We start from the raw sequence: 12687 nt of genomic DNA, 5'->3' as shown, positions 1-12687 counted from the left end.
ACGCCCCCGCCTTCGATTTGAAGGCGGGGGCGGTGCGGCCGGTGGGATTCGAACCCACACGGGCGTGAACCCACTGGGACCTAAACCCAGCATGACTGCCAATTCCATCACGGCCGCTCAGAAACGGTCATCGCGCTCGACCGGCAACGTTCAGTGTACGAGCCGAGCTTGTTGCGCTGCGAGAGGTGGCCTCCCCTTCTGGCGACACCACGTCTCCGTCAGTGAGTGGCAGTTGGGGCACAGGTACCGCAGATTCTCTCGGCGATTGTCTCGCCAGTCGCCGTTGATGTGGTCGATCTGCAGAGTGATCGGTTGACCCAGCCACTCCCCGGCATTGCCGCAGGACTCACATGCGTAAGGCACGCCGATCTCGTTCAGTGCGCGGTGGAGTTGGGCCCTGTTCGTCCGCCCGGCGTCGGAGGGTAGGACGATCAGCACCCGATGAGCGATGGGTGCAGGTGCGGGGAGCTCCGGCCGAGCCCACGAGCGGCGTTTGAAGTGGCTTGTATCAAGGCCGAGTCGAGCTGCCGCGCGTCGGATGCGTCGATGGTTGGTGTCGTTGACGTCCAGGCTGAGACGTCGCATCACCTCGGCGTAACTTGTTGAGTGCTTGACGGCGTCACGAAGGTCATCCTCAGGAATCACTACGCGGCGGTGGGAGAAGTGCTCGGTGCTGATGGCCTGGGCGCGCAGCATGCGGCCCAAGGTTGCGCGTGAGCGACTGTCGTCCGGCATGTTCAAGGCTCGGGCCACACCACGGATACTCGTCGCCGTCGATGCGGCGGCTCGCAGCTCCTCCGGAGTGAAGGGAAGGTCCGGTTCGGGCTGGTTCAATCCAGGGAAATGGCTGACGTCGATCGCCGCCGCCCTGATCCGGCGACAGATATGGGACAGCGTCCCGGTGGCCGGAGTGGCGCCCAGCTTGAGGGCCACCTCACGGAGTGAGGACGAGGAGGCCGCCGCCTCTGCGATGGCGGCGTCCGGGTACTTGCGCCATGGGCTGCGCTTGACGAAGTGACTGGTGTCGATCCCATGACTGGCGACCTTCTCTTGAAGTACCCGCCGCCGGCCACCGCTTGCGTGAAGGCCGAGTCGTCTCATCAGGTCTGCCCAATTGCGAGCCTCGGCGACGGTCTGCGCAAGCCGGTCTTTGCTGTACGGGCCCGCCGACTCCTTCAGCCGCTCCCTTGTGTACGCGCTGGCCCCCATGGGTCCCCTCCGTTCTCGGCCACATGTTCATGGCCCACACGGAGTAACGAACCGGTTATCGGACAGTCACGCACGCGAATGCGGAACGGCCCGCGCCGGGCGTGCCGGTGCGGGCCGTACAGGTGGGGGAGCTGCCCTCAGATCCCCAAGTCCTTGATGATCTTGGCCACGTGGCCCGTTGCCTTGACGTTGTAGAGGGCTCGTTCGACCTTGCCCTCCTCGTCGACGACGATCGTGGAGCGGATGACGCCGACGACGGTCTTGCCGTAGAGCTTCTTCTCGCCGAAGGCGCCGTAGGACTCGAGGACCTTCTTGTCCGGGTCGGCGAGCAGGGTGACGCGGAGGGACTCCTTGTCGCGGAACTTCGCCAGCTTCTCCGGCTTGTCGGGGGAGATGCCGATCACGTCGTATCCCGCGCCCGCCAGCAGGTCCAGGTTGTCGGTGAAGTCGCAGGCCTGCTTGGTGCAGCCGGGGGTGAGGGCGGCCGGGTAGAAGTAGACGATGACCTTCCGGCCCCTGTGGCCGGCCAGCGACACCTCCTTGCCGTCGGCGTCGGGGAGGGCGAAGTCGGGGGCCAGGTCCCCGGGCTGGAGTCGCTCGGTCATCGAAGCTCGTCTCCTCGTGCGTGCGCGGCGTCTCGTGCGTGCGCGTCGGGTGTGCGAATACCGTGTCGCTCCGAGGGTAACCGGGGGTGCCGACAGCGCGGTCGGAGCGAGAACTGACAGACTGTCCCGAACAGGCATCAGTTGACTTCGGAGGCGGCACGGTGGCGGACACCGCGGACACCAGAACCCCGGCTGAGATCGAGGCGGACATCAGGCGCCGCCGCGAGGTGCTGGCCGAGACGCTCGACGAGATCGGGGTGCGCGTGCACCCGAAGACCATCGTCGGGGACGCCAAGGCCAAGGTCGCCTCCAACATCGACCACACGCTCGGCCGGGCCTACGTACAGGTCAACCGGGTCGTGAGCGATGTGCGGGCGCAGTTCGTGGACGAGGACGGCGCCCCGCGCCTGGAGCGGGTCGTACCGGTCGCGCTCGTCGCCGTCGGCCTGGTCGGGCTGCTCGCTCTGGGCTCCCGCCGGCGCCGTGACTGAGCGGCGCGACGCCCCACCGCGTGACGCCGTGCCGAAGGCAGGTAGGTTCGAGGCGTGAGCGCCAAGAGAACTGAGCACAGCAGCCACGACGACAAGCTGCCCATCCGGATGCTGCACGACCGGGTGCTCGTCCGGCAGGACAAGAGCGAGGGCGAGCGGCGGTCGGGCGGTGGCATCCTGATCCCCGCGACAGCGGCGGTGGGACGCCGGCTGGCCTGGGCCGAGGTCGTCGCGGTGGGGCAGAACGTGCGGACCGTCGAGCCGGGCGACCGGGTGTTGTTCGATCCGGAGGACCGCGCCGAGGTCGAGGTGCGCGGAGTCGCGTACGTGCTCATGCGCGAGCGTGACCTGCACGCGGTGGCCGCGGACCGCTTCGAGGGCTCGGAGGACTCCACCGGCCTGTATCTGTAGCGGTACGTACATTGCCGAGGGGCTGGTGACCATCGTCACCAGCCCCTTTGCCGTTCCTTTGCTAGCCTCGGGAGCGACCCGACGAGACGCGCCGTACCGGGATGAACGCAAAGACGACGCACCCCCGTTCCGTCCTCACGTCGTCCCGGAGGTGCCGTCATGGCCTGGGTCCTGCTCGTTCTCGCCGGTCTGCTCGAGGTGGGCTGGTCGATCGGTATGAAGTTCACCGACGGCTTCACCCGCCCCCTGCCCAGCGTGTTCACCGGCGCCGGGATCGTGACCAGCATGATCCTGCTGTCCTACGCCGCCCGTTCCCTGCCCATCGGCACCGCCTACGGCGTGTGGGTGGGCATCGGGGCGGCCGGTGCGGCGGTGGTCGGCATGGTGGTGCTGGGGGAGCCGGCGACCGCCGCCCGGATCTTCTTCGTGTGTCTGCTGCTCGTGGCCGTGGTGGGGCTCAAGGTGACGTCCGGCCACTGAACACGCCCTGCAGGCCGGTGTTCGCGCCGCCGTCGCCGGAGGGGCCGGCGCCCCCGCCCGGGGTGGTGCCGCCCGCTCCGCCGGGCACGCCTCCCTGGCCGCCCGGCTGGGTGCCTCCGACGTCGCCGGACTCCCCGCCGGTGGGATCGCCGGGCGGGGTGCCGCCGCCGGCCCCGCCGGTGGTGGGGTCGCCGCCGTTGGTGTCACCCGTGCCGCCGTCGCCCTGGCCCTGGTTCGGCCCCGGGTCCTGGCCCGGGTCCTGCCCCTGGTCCTGGCCGCCGGTGTCGGGGCCGGGCGTACTGCCGTCGTCCGTACCGCCGTCGCCCGGGTTGTCGCCGGGCTCCGAGGGCGGCGGCTGGATCTGGTCGGCACCCGGCTGGAGCTGGAGGTCGAAGTCGGTGACGGGGGTGTTCTTCAGGGCGTCCCCGGTGTACTGCGCCCAGATCTGGGCGGGCGGCCCGCCGCCGTTGACGCGGGGAAGACCCATGGCTTCGTAGAGCGACTTGTGGTGGGCGGTGTCCGGGTCCTGGCCCATGACCGAGACGACGGTGGCGAGCTCGGGCGTGTAGCCGGCGAACCAGGCCGCCTGGTCCTCCTCGGCGGTGCCGGTCTTGCCGGCGGCGGGCCGGCCGGCGGCCTGGGCGGCGGTGGCGGTGCCGTTCTGGACGACGCTGCGCAGTATCGCGGTGGTGGTGTCGGCGGCCTCGCGGCTGACCGCCTGGGACTCGGTGCGCTGGGGCAGCTCGATCGTGTCGGCGCCGTCCTTGGTGATCTTCTTGATCATCGTGTACGGGGCGTGCTTGCCGTGGTTGGCGACTGTGGCGTAGGCGTCGGCCATGTCGACGACGCTGGCGGTGGCCACTCCGAGCGCGATGGACGGGGTGCCGGTCAGGTCCTTGGTGTCGGCCGGCAGGCCGAGGGCGACGGCGGTGTCCTTGACCTTCTCGGAGCCGACGTCGGCGGCCATCTGCGCGTACACCGAGTTGACGGACTTGTCCGTCGCCTCGCGGACGGTGATGTTGCCGTACGAGCGCTGGTCCTCGTTCTCGGGGGCGTAGGAGCCGCCCCAGCCCTGGACGGGGCGCTTGTTGGTGCCGTCGTAGTAGGTGTTCGGGGTGATCGGGCGGCCGTCCTGGGTGGCGGAGCCGTTCTGCACGGCGGAGGTGAACACGAACGGCTTGAAGGTGGAGCCGACCTGGAAGTCCCGGCGGGTGGCGTTGTTCGTGTACTGCTTGACGTAGTCGATGCCGCCGTACATGGCCACGAGCTCGCCGGTCTTCGGGTCGATGGACGCGGCGCCGGCCCGGACGTAGTTGTCGACCTTGCGGTTCTTCCGGTCGAGCTTGTTCATCACCTGGTCGTCCACGGCCTTGACCAGGGCGTCCTGGTTGCGCTTCTGCAGGGTCGTGGTGATCTGGTAGCCGCCCGCTTCGAGCTGGCTCTCTTCCAGGATCTTGTTCGTGGCCAGGTAGTCCTTCACCGCGCGGACGATGTAGCCGCGCTGCCCGGACATGCCCGTGGGGGCGGTGGCGTCCTTCGGCATCGGGAACTTGATCCCGGCCCGCTGCGAGGCGGGCAGCCAGCCCTTCTTGACCATGCCGTCCAGGACGTAGTTCCAGCGGGCCAGGGCCACGGACTTGTTCTCCGGGTGGGCGACGACGTCGAACTCGCTGGGCGCGTTGACCAGCGCGGCCAGGTAGGCGGCGCGGGCCGGGTCGAGGTCCTTGGCCTTGACGCCGTAGTACGCCTGCGCTGCGGCCTGGATGCCGTAGGCGTTGCGCCCGAAGTAGCTGGTGTTGAGGTAGCCCTGCAGGATCTCGTCCTTGGACTGGCTGCGGTCCAGCTTGATCGAGATGAAGAACTCCTTCACCTTGCGGGTGACGGTCTGCTCCTGGCCCAGGTAGTAGTTCTTCACGTACTGCTGGGTGATCGTCGAGCCGGACTGCTTGCCCTTGCCGAGGGCGGTGTTCCAGCCGGCGCGCAGCATCGCCTTGGGGTCGACGGCGGACTCGGTGTAGAAGTCGCGGTCCTCGGCGGCGAGCACGGCGTGCTGGGCGTCCTTGGAGACCTGGGAGAGCGTGACGTTCTCCCGGTTGATCTCGCCGTCCCGGGCGATCTCGGAGCCGTCGGCGTACAGGTAGACGTTGGCCTGCTTGACGGCCATGGCGTTGGCCGGCGGGATCTTCACCATGGAGTAGCCGAGAAGGAACGCGCCGATGACCAGCAGCATGGCGGTGAGGAAGCCGCCGAGCACCATCCGCCAGGTCGGCAGGGCGCGGCGCCAGCCGGTGCGCCGGGGCCGTTTGGCCTTCCCGCCGCCCGCCTCGTCCGCGGTGGCGATCCCCGCCTCGTCCGCCGCCGGGCTCCCCGCCTCGTTCGCGGTCGCGTGCGCCGTCGGGCTCATCGGCGCGTTCCCGGTCGCGTGCGCCGTCGGGTTCGGCGGCGTGCTTCCGGTCGGGTTCGGCGTCGCGTTCCCGGCCGGGTTCGCCCTCTGGTTCGGCGTCGCGTTCGCCGGCCGACCCGGGGGCTCGTTCGCGGCCGCGCTCCCGGTCGCGTTCGCCGTCCGGCTCAGCGTCGCGCTCCCCGTCGCGGTCGCCGTCTCGCCCCTGGCCCCCCTGGCCTCGTGCTCCGCCTCGCTCCTTGTCCCGCTTTCGGTCCCGCTCTCCGTCTCGCTCTCCGTCCCGCTCTCCGCCTCGCCCCTGGTCTCGGGTGCCGCCGGTGGCTGGTGGTCGGCCACGCCCTGGTTCGGCTGCTGCGGCTCGTCACTCATGTCGTACTCGGACTCCTGTTTCACGTCGTACGTCCCCGTACGATCCATGTCGTACGTCCCCGTACGCCCTCATGCGCCATCGGCGCCCCCAGATGAAGACTCTCGCAGCAACCGTTCCGTTCCCGGTCCCCCGCACTGCTCCGGGCCGGAAAATGCGTGGCATGTCACGTCTGGGCGCACTACGCTCTCGCGCTTTCGATGTCCTGGCCTGGGAGGAGACACGCGTGGGCGCTGGACGGTTGTACGTGGCCGTCGCGGCGGGGGGATTCAGACGGTACGCGACGTATCGGGCGGCGACGGCGGCCGGGGTGTTCACCAATACGGCATTCGGGCTGATCCTGGTGTATACGTACCTTGCGCTGTGGGATGTCCGGCCGCACCTGGGCGGTTACGACCAGGCACAGGCGGTGACGTACGTGTGGCTCGGGCAGGCGTTCCTGGCGGCCCTGGCGATCGGCGGGGGCGGCGTCGAGGACGAGCTGATGGAACGCATCCGAACGGGTGACATCGCCGTCGATCTGTACCGGCCGGCCGACCTGCAGCTGTGGTGGCTGTCGGCGGACGCGGGCCGGGCGATGTTCCAGTTGCTCGGCCGCGGGGTGCTGCCCTTCCTGTTCGGCGCGCTGTTCTTCCCGGTGTACCTGCCGTCGGACCCGCTGACCTGGGTGGCGTTCCTCGGCGCGGTGCCGCTGGCGCTGCTGGTGGGCTTCGGGATCCGCTTCCTGGTGGCGATGAGCGCGTTCTGGCTGCTGGACGGCGCGGGCGTGGTGCAGATGGCCGTGCTGGCCGGGTATTTCTGCTCGGGCATGCTGCTGCCGCTGAACGTCTTCCCGGGCGCGCTGGGCGAGGTGGTCCGGGCACTGCCGTGGTCCTCGCTGCTCCAGGCGCCCGCGGACATCCTGCTGGGGCACGCGGACCCGCTCGGTACGTACGTCTTCCAGGGGGCGTGGGCGGTGGCGCTGCTGGCGCTGGGGCGGCTGGTCCAGTCGGCGGCGACCCGGCGGGTGGTGGTGCAGGGTGGCTGAGCCGACCGCGGCCTGGGCGGCCGGCAACCGGCTGGTGGAGGGGCTGCGCGCCTATCGTCTGATCGCCGCGATGTGGATCCGCTCGACGATGGCCTACCGGGCCTCCTTCGTCATGACCACGGCGGGGAGCTTCGTCGCGAACGCGCTGGACTTCGTGGCGATCCTGCTGATGTTCTCCCGAGTGGACGCGCTCGGCGGCTACGCGCTGCCCGAGATCGCCCTCCTGTACGGGCTGTCCGCCACCTCCTTCGGCCTCGCCGACCTGGCGATCGGTTCCATGGACCGGCTGGGGCGGCGGGTGCGCGACGGCACCCTCGACACCCTGCTGGTCCGGCCGGCTCCGGTGCTGGCGCAGGTGGCCGCGGACCGGTTCGCGCTGCGCCGGCTGGGCCGGGTGACGCAGGGGGCGCTGGTGCTGGGCTGGGCGCTGGCCCGGCTGCACGTCGACTGGACGCCGCTGAAGCTGCTGCTGATGCCGGTGATGGTGGTCAGCGGCTGCGTGATCTTCTGCGCGGTGTTCGTGGCCGGGGCGGCGTTCCAGTTCGTGGCGCAGGACGCCTCCGAGGTGCAGAACGCGTTCACCTACGGCGGCACCACGCTGCTCCAGTACCCGCCGACGGTGTTCGCCAAGGAGCTGGTGCGCGGGGTGACGTTCGTCCTGCCGCTGGCCTTCGTCAACTGGCTGCCCGCGCTGTACGTGCTGGGACGGCCCTATCCGCTCGACCTGCCCCGGTGGACGGCGTTCACGCCGCCGCTGGTCGCGGTGGCGTGCTGCGCGCTGGCGGGGGCGGCCTGGCGGGTGGGCCTGCGGTCGTACCGGAGTACCGGCAACTGAGACGAGACGGCGAAGTCACGAAGGCGAAGTCACGAAGGCGAAGGCACGAAGGCGAAGTCACGAAGGCGAAGGCATGAAGGTGAAGGCGCGAAGGTGAAGGGACGAAGAGGCGCATGGCGATGACGGCGGACGGCGTGGAGGGCAGGGAGAGCGCGGACGGCGCCGGCGGTGCGGCCGGCGCGGGCGGTGGTCTCATCGAGGTCGACCGGGTCGAGAAGGTCTTCGACGTACGGAAGAAGACCGGGTTCCTCAGGCGCGAGCGGCGGCAGGTGCGGGCGGTCGACTCGATCTCCTTCAGCGTGGCGCGCGGCGAGATGGTCGGCTACATCGGCCCGAACGGGGCGGGCAAGTCGACGACGATCAAGATGCTCACCGGCATCCTGACGCCGAGCGGCGGCCGGCTGCGGGTCGCCGGCATCGACCCGTCCCGTGAGCGGACCCGGCTCGCCCGGCGCATCGGGGTGGTGTTCGGGCAGCGTACGACCCTGTGGTGGGACCTGCCGCTGATCGACTCCTACCGGCTGATGCACCGCATGTACCGGATCCCCGACGCCCGTTACCGCGACAACCTCGACCGCTGCGTCGAACTCCTCGAACTCGGCGACCTGTTGGACGTTCCGGTCCGGCAGCTCTCGCTGGGCCAGCGGATGCGCGGCGACATCGCGGCCGCCCTGCTGCACGATCCGGAGGTCCTCTACCTGGACGAGCCGACCATCGGCCTGGACGTCATCAGCAAGGCCAAGGTCCGCGGGTTCCTGCGCGATCTGAACGCCGAGCACGGTACGACGGTGCTGCTGACCACGCACGACCTCCAGGACATCGAGCAGCTCTGCTCGCGGGTGATGGTCATCGACCACGGGCGCCTGATGTACGACGGCCCGCTCACCGGCCTGCACCAGGCGGGCGAGAGCGAGCGCACCCTGGTGGTCGACCTGGAGCGCGAGCTGCCGCCGATCGAGCTGCCGTCCGCGCGCGTGGTGCGGGTCGAGGGGCCCCGGCAGTGGCTGGCCTTCCCGGCGGCCCAGTCGGCGGCGCCTCTGGTGGCGCGGATCGCGGCGGAGTACCCGCTGGTGGACCTGTCGGTGAGGGAGCCCGACATCGAGGCGGTCATCGCGAGGATGTACGCCGAGAAAGCGGTCTCGTAGGCTGCTGCCATGACCGAGGACCTGCCGGAGCTTCGCGCCTCCGACGCCGATCGTGAACGAGTCGCCGAGCGACTGCGGGACGCCGTGGCCGAGGGGCGCCTCGACATGAGCGAGTTCGAGGAGCGGCTGGACGCGGCGTACCGGGCACGCACCTACGGCGAACTCACGCCGCTCACCCGGGACCTGCCCGTGCCCGGGGTGACCGCTCCGACGGTGAACATGGTCAAACAGCCCGTGCAGGACGGCAGTTGGGCGTCGCGGGTGGTCGGCAACGGGGGGACCTCGTCGTGGGCCGTCGCCATCATGGGCGGGTTCGAGCGCAAGGGGCGCTGGACCGTGCCCAGGAAGTTCAACTGCTTCACCTTCTGGGGCGGCGGCGGCGTCGACCTGCGCGACGCCGACTTCGCCGACCACGAGGTCGAGATCAACTGCGTCGCGATCATGGGCGGTGTGGACGTGATCGTCCCGCCCGGCGTCGAGGTCGTGGTGCGCGGCATCGGCATCATGGGCGGCTTCGACCACCGCGAGGAGGGCGCGGGGGGCGAGCCGGGGGCCCCGCGTGTGATCGTGACCGGTGTGGCCTTCTGGGGCGGTGTGAGCATCAGGCGGAAGATCACCGAGGCGGAGCGGCGCCGGCTCAAGGAGGAGCGCCGCCAGGAGAAGCTGGAACGCAGGGCGGAACGCCGCAGGCTCCGATAGCCCCCGGCCGCCCGGCTCGCCGCGGGCTCGAACGGCCGCGGCCGGCCGGCTCCCTACAACTGCGCCTGCCCCGCCCCCTTCAGCAGGTCCAGGTCGAACGCCTCCGCCATCGTCCGGTACCCCAGGTCACTGGGGTGCAGATGGTCCCCGCAGTCGTACGCGCCGAGCAGCCGCCGCGGGTCGCGGGGGTCCCGCAGCGCCCGGTCGAAGTCGACCACGGCGTCGAACACCTGCCCGTCCCGGATCTCCGCGTTGACCTGCTGCCGTACCGCCTCCCGGGCGGGCGTGTACGCGCGGTACCCACCGAACGGCATCAGCGTCGCCCCGACGACCCGCAGCCCGCGCGCGTGCGCCCGCGTCACCAGGGTGCGCAGCCCACCGGTGATCAGCTCCGGGTCGGCGCGCCCCGGATGGCGCAGGATGTCGTTGACGCCGAGGTCGATGACGACGACCTTGACCCCGGTCCGCTCCAGCACGTCCCGCTCGAACCGGTTCAGCCCGCTCGGGTTGTCCGAGGGCCGGCCGAGCCCGTCGGCCAGCACCTGGTTGCCGCTGATGCCCTCGTTGACGACGCTGTAGCGCGGCACGTCCCGGCCCGCCTCGACCGCCGCCCGCAGCCGGCCGGACAGGACGTCGGTCCAGCGGCGGTCGGCGCCGACGGTGGAGGTGATGCCGTCGGTGATCGAGTCGCCGAGGGCGACGACCGTGCCGTCGGCCTCGTCGCTGAACACGTCCAGCGCACTCAGCCAGCGCCAGACCGTTGTCTGCTCGGTGTACGGCGCCCCGGTCACGTCCTCGGTGCGGTCGCCCTGGGCGATGTAGGAGATCTGGCGGGCCTGCGGGTGATGGGTGACCGGGCCCGACGGGGTGGGGGAGTAGGTGGTGACCAGGACGTCGCCGCCCCGCGGGACGGCGATGGACACGGAGTCGCTCATCACCTGCCCGCCGGCCGGTACGACGACCGAGAGGGCGCCGGCGAAGGTGAGCCGCCGCATGGTGCGCGTGGCGGCGGCCGCGGTGGCGTCGCCGGCCGCGACGGCGATCGAGGCGTGGGTGACGCGCAGCGGCGACTGGCCGTAGAGGTTGGACAGCGTGATGCGGGCACTCGTCCCGGCGACGCTCGTGTGCACGACGTTGCGCACCGAGCGGCCCGCCATCCCCGTGGTCTCCGTGCCGGGTTCGGCGGCGGCCGGTGAGGCGGACCAGGTGGTCACCCAGGTGCCGGCGGCGGCCGGGGCGGCGGAATGGCCCGGCGCGTGGCCGGTGGCCGGAGCGGCGGCCATGCGGCCGGTGCCGGAGGCGCCGCCGGCGCAGAGGGCGGCGGAAACGACGACGATCAGTGCGACGATCGCGGTCAGCAGGGCGTAACCGTGCCGTCTTGTCATGCTGGTGACGTTCTCCTCGGGCGGAGCCGGCCGGAGCCCCCCGGGCTCCGAACTGATGGGCACATGGTGGCGGATGGGCCCGGGGACAATTGACAGGATCCTGCCCAACCCCCCTTCCGACAGACGCCGGGAACTCTTGTTCCGTTCCGGGAGTCGGTCAGGAAGGGACAATTGTGTGCGGGATCACCGAACGGGTGGAGTGGATGGAACAGACGACCCAGGCCGGTCCGGAAACGGCGGACGCCGTCTCCCACCGTGCGATGACCGTGTTCAGCCCCGCCGACGAGGAGCGGCGCCGCGGGGTGCGCCGCATGAAGCTGACCGCCGCGGGACTGCTGCTGTTCGTCGCCGTGGTGTACGTGCTCGCCAAGTGGGGCGAGCACACCGGCGCCGGCGCGTGGACGTCGTACGTCGCCGCGGCCGCCGAGGCCGGCATGGTCGGCGCGCTCGCCGACTGGTTCGCGGTCACCGCCCTCTTCCGCCACCCCCTCGGCCTGCCCATCCCGCACACCGCGATCATCCCCAACAAGAAGGACCAGCTCGGCGTCTCGCTGGGCGAGTTCGTCGGCGAGAACTTCCTCTCCGAGGACGTCGTACGGCAGCGGCTGCGCGCCGTGGGCATCGGCAGCCGCCTCGGCGCCTGGCTCGCCCAGCCGGAGCACGCGGACCGGGTGACCGCGGAACTGGCGACCGCGCTGCGCGGCGCCCTGGCCGTCCTGCGCGACTCCGACATCCAGGCCGTCGTCGGCGAGGCGATCACCCGCAGAGCCAACACGCAGGAGATCGCGCCCGGCATCGGCAAGCTGTTGGAGCGGGTCGTCGCCGACGGCGGCCACAAACGGGTCGTCGACCTGGTCGTCTCCCGCGCGCACGACTGGCTGGTGCTGCACAGCGACTCCGTGATGGACGCGGTGCAGGGCGGCGCGCCCGGCTGGACGCCGAGGTTCGTCGACAGGAAGGTCGGTGAGCGGGTCTACAAGGAACTGCTGCGCTTCATCACCGAGATGCGGGACATGCCCTCGCACCCGGCGCGCGGCGCGCTCGACCGCTTCCTCACCGACTTCGCCTCCGACCTCCAGTCCGACACCGACACGCGCGGGCGTGTCGAGCGGCTCAAGGGCGAGGTGCTGCGCCGCGGCGAGGTCCAGGACCTCATCGCCTCCGCCTGGACGGCCGTACGGTCCATGATCGTCGCGGCGGCCGAGGACGAGCGCAGCGAGCTGCGCCTGAGGGTCCGTGCCTCGCTGCTGTCCCTGGGCGCCCGGATGGCCGAGGACTCCAAGGCGCAGGGCAAGGTCGACTCCTGGGTCGAGGGCGCGGCGGTCTACGTGGTGACGACCTACCGCAAGGAGATCACCTCCCTGATCACCGACACCGTCGCCGGCTGGGACGCCGAGCACACCACCCGCAAGATCGAGGCCCACATCGGCCGCGACCTCCAGTTCATCCGCATCAACGGCACGGTGGTGGGGTCGCTGGCAGGAGTGCTGATCTATACGGTGACCCGGGTCCTGGGGGCGTAGGGCCGGGCTCCGGCGGTGGGGGCGGACCGAAGCCATTCGGCTCGTTCGCGGCCCGGTCGGCCGAGGGGCCGCTGGGCCGGTCGGCCGTGCGCAGGGCGTGATCCACGCG

The 12687-nt window shown here is 70.8% G+C and carries 12 protein-coding genes, 1 tRNA gene and 1 riboswitch; of the genes, 8 read left to right on the top strand and 5 right to left on the bottom strand.

Annotated features, from left to right (window positions below; translation table 11 throughout):
• Positions 1 to 33 precede the first annotated feature (33 nt).
• The 3 genes from ACIOWN_RS12395 to bcp all read right to left on the bottom strand — a co-directional run bounded on the left by ACIOWN_RS12395 (position 34) and on the right by bcp (position 1814).
• Positions 34 to 117: transfer RNA gene (locus tag ACIOWN_RS12395), tRNA-Leu, on the bottom strand.
• A 33-nt stretch (positions 118 to 150) separates the two neighbouring features.
• A complete protein-coding gene (locus tag ACIOWN_RS12390) occupies positions 151 to 1209 on the bottom strand; it encodes an HNH endonuclease signature motif containing protein (RefSeq protein WP_401981989.1) in 1059 nt (352 codons plus the stop codon).
• A 137-nt stretch (positions 1210 to 1346) separates the two neighbouring features.
• Complete coding sequence (bcp, locus tag ACIOWN_RS12385) at positions 1347 to 1814, bottom strand: thioredoxin-dependent thiol peroxidase (RefSeq protein ID WP_401981986.1); 468 nt, start codon at positions 1812 to 1814, stop codon at positions 1347 to 1349.
• 161 nt (positions 1815 to 1975) lie between these two features.
• On the opposite strand from bcp, the gene ACIOWN_RS12380 reads away from it, so the two are divergent.
• The 3 genes from ACIOWN_RS12380 to ACIOWN_RS12370 all read left to right on the top strand — a co-directional run bounded on the left by ACIOWN_RS12380 (position 1976) and on the right by ACIOWN_RS12370 (position 3196).
• Positions 1976 to 2305, top strand: coding sequence for a DUF3618 domain-containing protein (locus ACIOWN_RS12380; protein WP_362348127.1), 330 nt, complete (start codon positions 1976 to 1978; stop codon positions 2303 to 2305).
• Positions 2306 to 2359: 54 nt separating this feature from the next.
• Positions 2360 to 2716, top strand: coding sequence for a co-chaperone GroES (locus tag ACIOWN_RS12375; protein ID WP_100569281.1), 357 nt, complete (start codon positions 2360 to 2362; stop codon positions 2714 to 2716).
• 55 nt (positions 2717 to 2771) lie between these two features.
• Positions 2772 to 2839, top strand: a riboswitch (guanidine-III (ykkC-III) riboswitch).
• Between the two features lie 36 nt (positions 2840 to 2875).
• Entirely contained in the window at positions 2876 to 3196 is a 321-nt protein-coding gene (locus tag ACIOWN_RS12370) for a multidrug efflux SMR transporter (RefSeq protein ID WP_362348125.1), read from the top strand.
• Here the strand turns inward: ACIOWN_RS12370 and ACIOWN_RS12365 are convergent.
• The gene (locus ACIOWN_RS12365; RefSeq protein WP_401981983.1) at positions 3174 to 6014 is read right to left on the bottom strand and encodes a transglycosylase domain-containing protein; all 2841 of its coding nucleotides are present in this window, start codon (positions 6012 to 6014) and stop codon (positions 3174 to 3176) included. The two genes, ACIOWN_RS12370 and ACIOWN_RS12365, sit on opposite strands and share 23 nt — an antisense overlap.
• A 176-nt stretch (positions 6015 to 6190) precedes the next feature.
• Here ACIOWN_RS12365 and ACIOWN_RS12360 point away from each other — a divergent pair, with 176 nt between their 5' ends.
• From ACIOWN_RS12360 to ACIOWN_RS12345, 4 genes are all read left to right on the top strand, one after another.
• A complete protein-coding gene (locus tag ACIOWN_RS12360; protein WP_401981980.1) occupies positions 6191 to 6991 on the top strand; it encodes an ABC transporter permease in 801 nt (266 codons plus the stop codon).
• On the top strand, positions 6984 to 7826 hold the full coding sequence (locus tag ACIOWN_RS12355; protein ID WP_362348122.1) for an ABC transporter permease: 843 nt from the start codon (positions 6984 to 6986) through the stop codon (positions 7824 to 7826). The genes ACIOWN_RS12360 and ACIOWN_RS12355 overlap by 8 nt, the downstream gene beginning before the upstream one ends.
• 113 nt (positions 7827 to 7939) lie before the next feature.
• On the top strand, positions 7940 to 8971 hold the full coding sequence (locus tag ACIOWN_RS12350) for an ATP-binding cassette domain-containing protein (protein ID WP_362348121.1): 1032 nt from the start codon (positions 7940 to 7942) through the stop codon (positions 8969 to 8971).
• A 9-nt stretch (positions 8972 to 8980) separates the two neighbouring features.
• Positions 8981 to 9670 carry a DUF1707 domain-containing protein gene (locus tag ACIOWN_RS12345; RefSeq protein WP_401981976.1) on the top strand — a complete coding sequence of 230 codons (690 nt, stop codon included), beginning with the start codon at positions 8981 to 8983 and terminating at the stop codon, positions 9668 to 9670.
• Between the two features lie 53 nt (positions 9671 to 9723).
• Here ACIOWN_RS12345 and ACIOWN_RS12340 read toward each other — a convergent pair whose 3' ends face one another.
• Positions 9724 to 11055, bottom strand: a complete 1332-nt coding sequence (locus ACIOWN_RS12340; RefSeq protein WP_362348117.1) for an SGNH/GDSL hydrolase family protein — start codon at positions 11053 to 11055, stop codon at positions 9724 to 9726.
• A gap of 203 nt (positions 11056 to 11258) precedes the next feature.
• On the opposite strand from ACIOWN_RS12340, the gene ACIOWN_RS12335 reads away from it, so the two are divergent.
• The gene (locus ACIOWN_RS12335; RefSeq protein WP_362348115.1) at positions 11259 to 12578 is read left to right on the top strand and encodes a DUF445 domain-containing protein; all 1320 of its coding nucleotides are present in this window, start codon (positions 11259 to 11261) and stop codon (positions 12576 to 12578) included.
• Positions 12579 to 12687 lie beyond the last annotated feature (109 nt).

The organism is Streptomyces sp. NPDC087787 (assembly GCF_044743035.1).
In the GTDB taxonomy this organism is placed as follows: domain Bacteria; phylum Actinomycetota; class Actinomycetes; order Streptomycetales; family Streptomycetaceae; genus Streptomyces.
This window is presented reverse-complemented; position numbering and strand designations above follow the sequence as displayed.

Bases quoted from the DNA above. Each gene is read 5' to 3' on its own strand.
- ACIOWN_RS12390 (WP_401981989.1), bottom strand. From the start codon at position 1,209: ATGGGGGCCAGCGCGTACACAAGGGAGCGGCTGAAGGAGTCGGCGGGC.
- bcp (WP_401981986.1), bottom strand. From the start codon at position 1,814: ATGACCGAGCGACTCCAGCCCGGGGACCTGGCCCCCGACTTCGCCCTC.
- ACIOWN_RS12370 (WP_362348125.1), top strand. From the start codon at position 2,876: ATGGCCTGGGTCCTGCTCGTTCTCGCCGGTCTGCTCGAGGTGGGCTGG.
- ACIOWN_RS12365 (WP_401981983.1), bottom strand. From the start codon at position 6,014: ATGGATCGTACGGGGACGTACGACGTGAAACAGGAGTCCGAGTACGAC.
- ACIOWN_RS12350 (WP_362348121.1), top strand. From the start codon at position 7,940: ATGGCGATGACGGCGGACGGCGTGGAGGGCAGGGAGAGCGCGGACGGC.
- ACIOWN_RS12345 (WP_401981976.1), top strand. From the start codon at position 8,981: ATGACCGAGGACCTGCCGGAGCTTCGCGCCTCCGACGCCGATCGTGAA.
- ACIOWN_RS12340 (WP_362348117.1), bottom strand. From the start codon at position 11,055: ATGACAAGACGGCACGGTTACGCCCTGCTGACCGCGATCGTCGCACTG.
- ACIOWN_RS12335 (WP_362348115.1), top strand. From the start codon at position 11,259: ATGGAACAGACGACCCAGGCCGGTCCGGAAACGGCGGACGCCGTCTCC.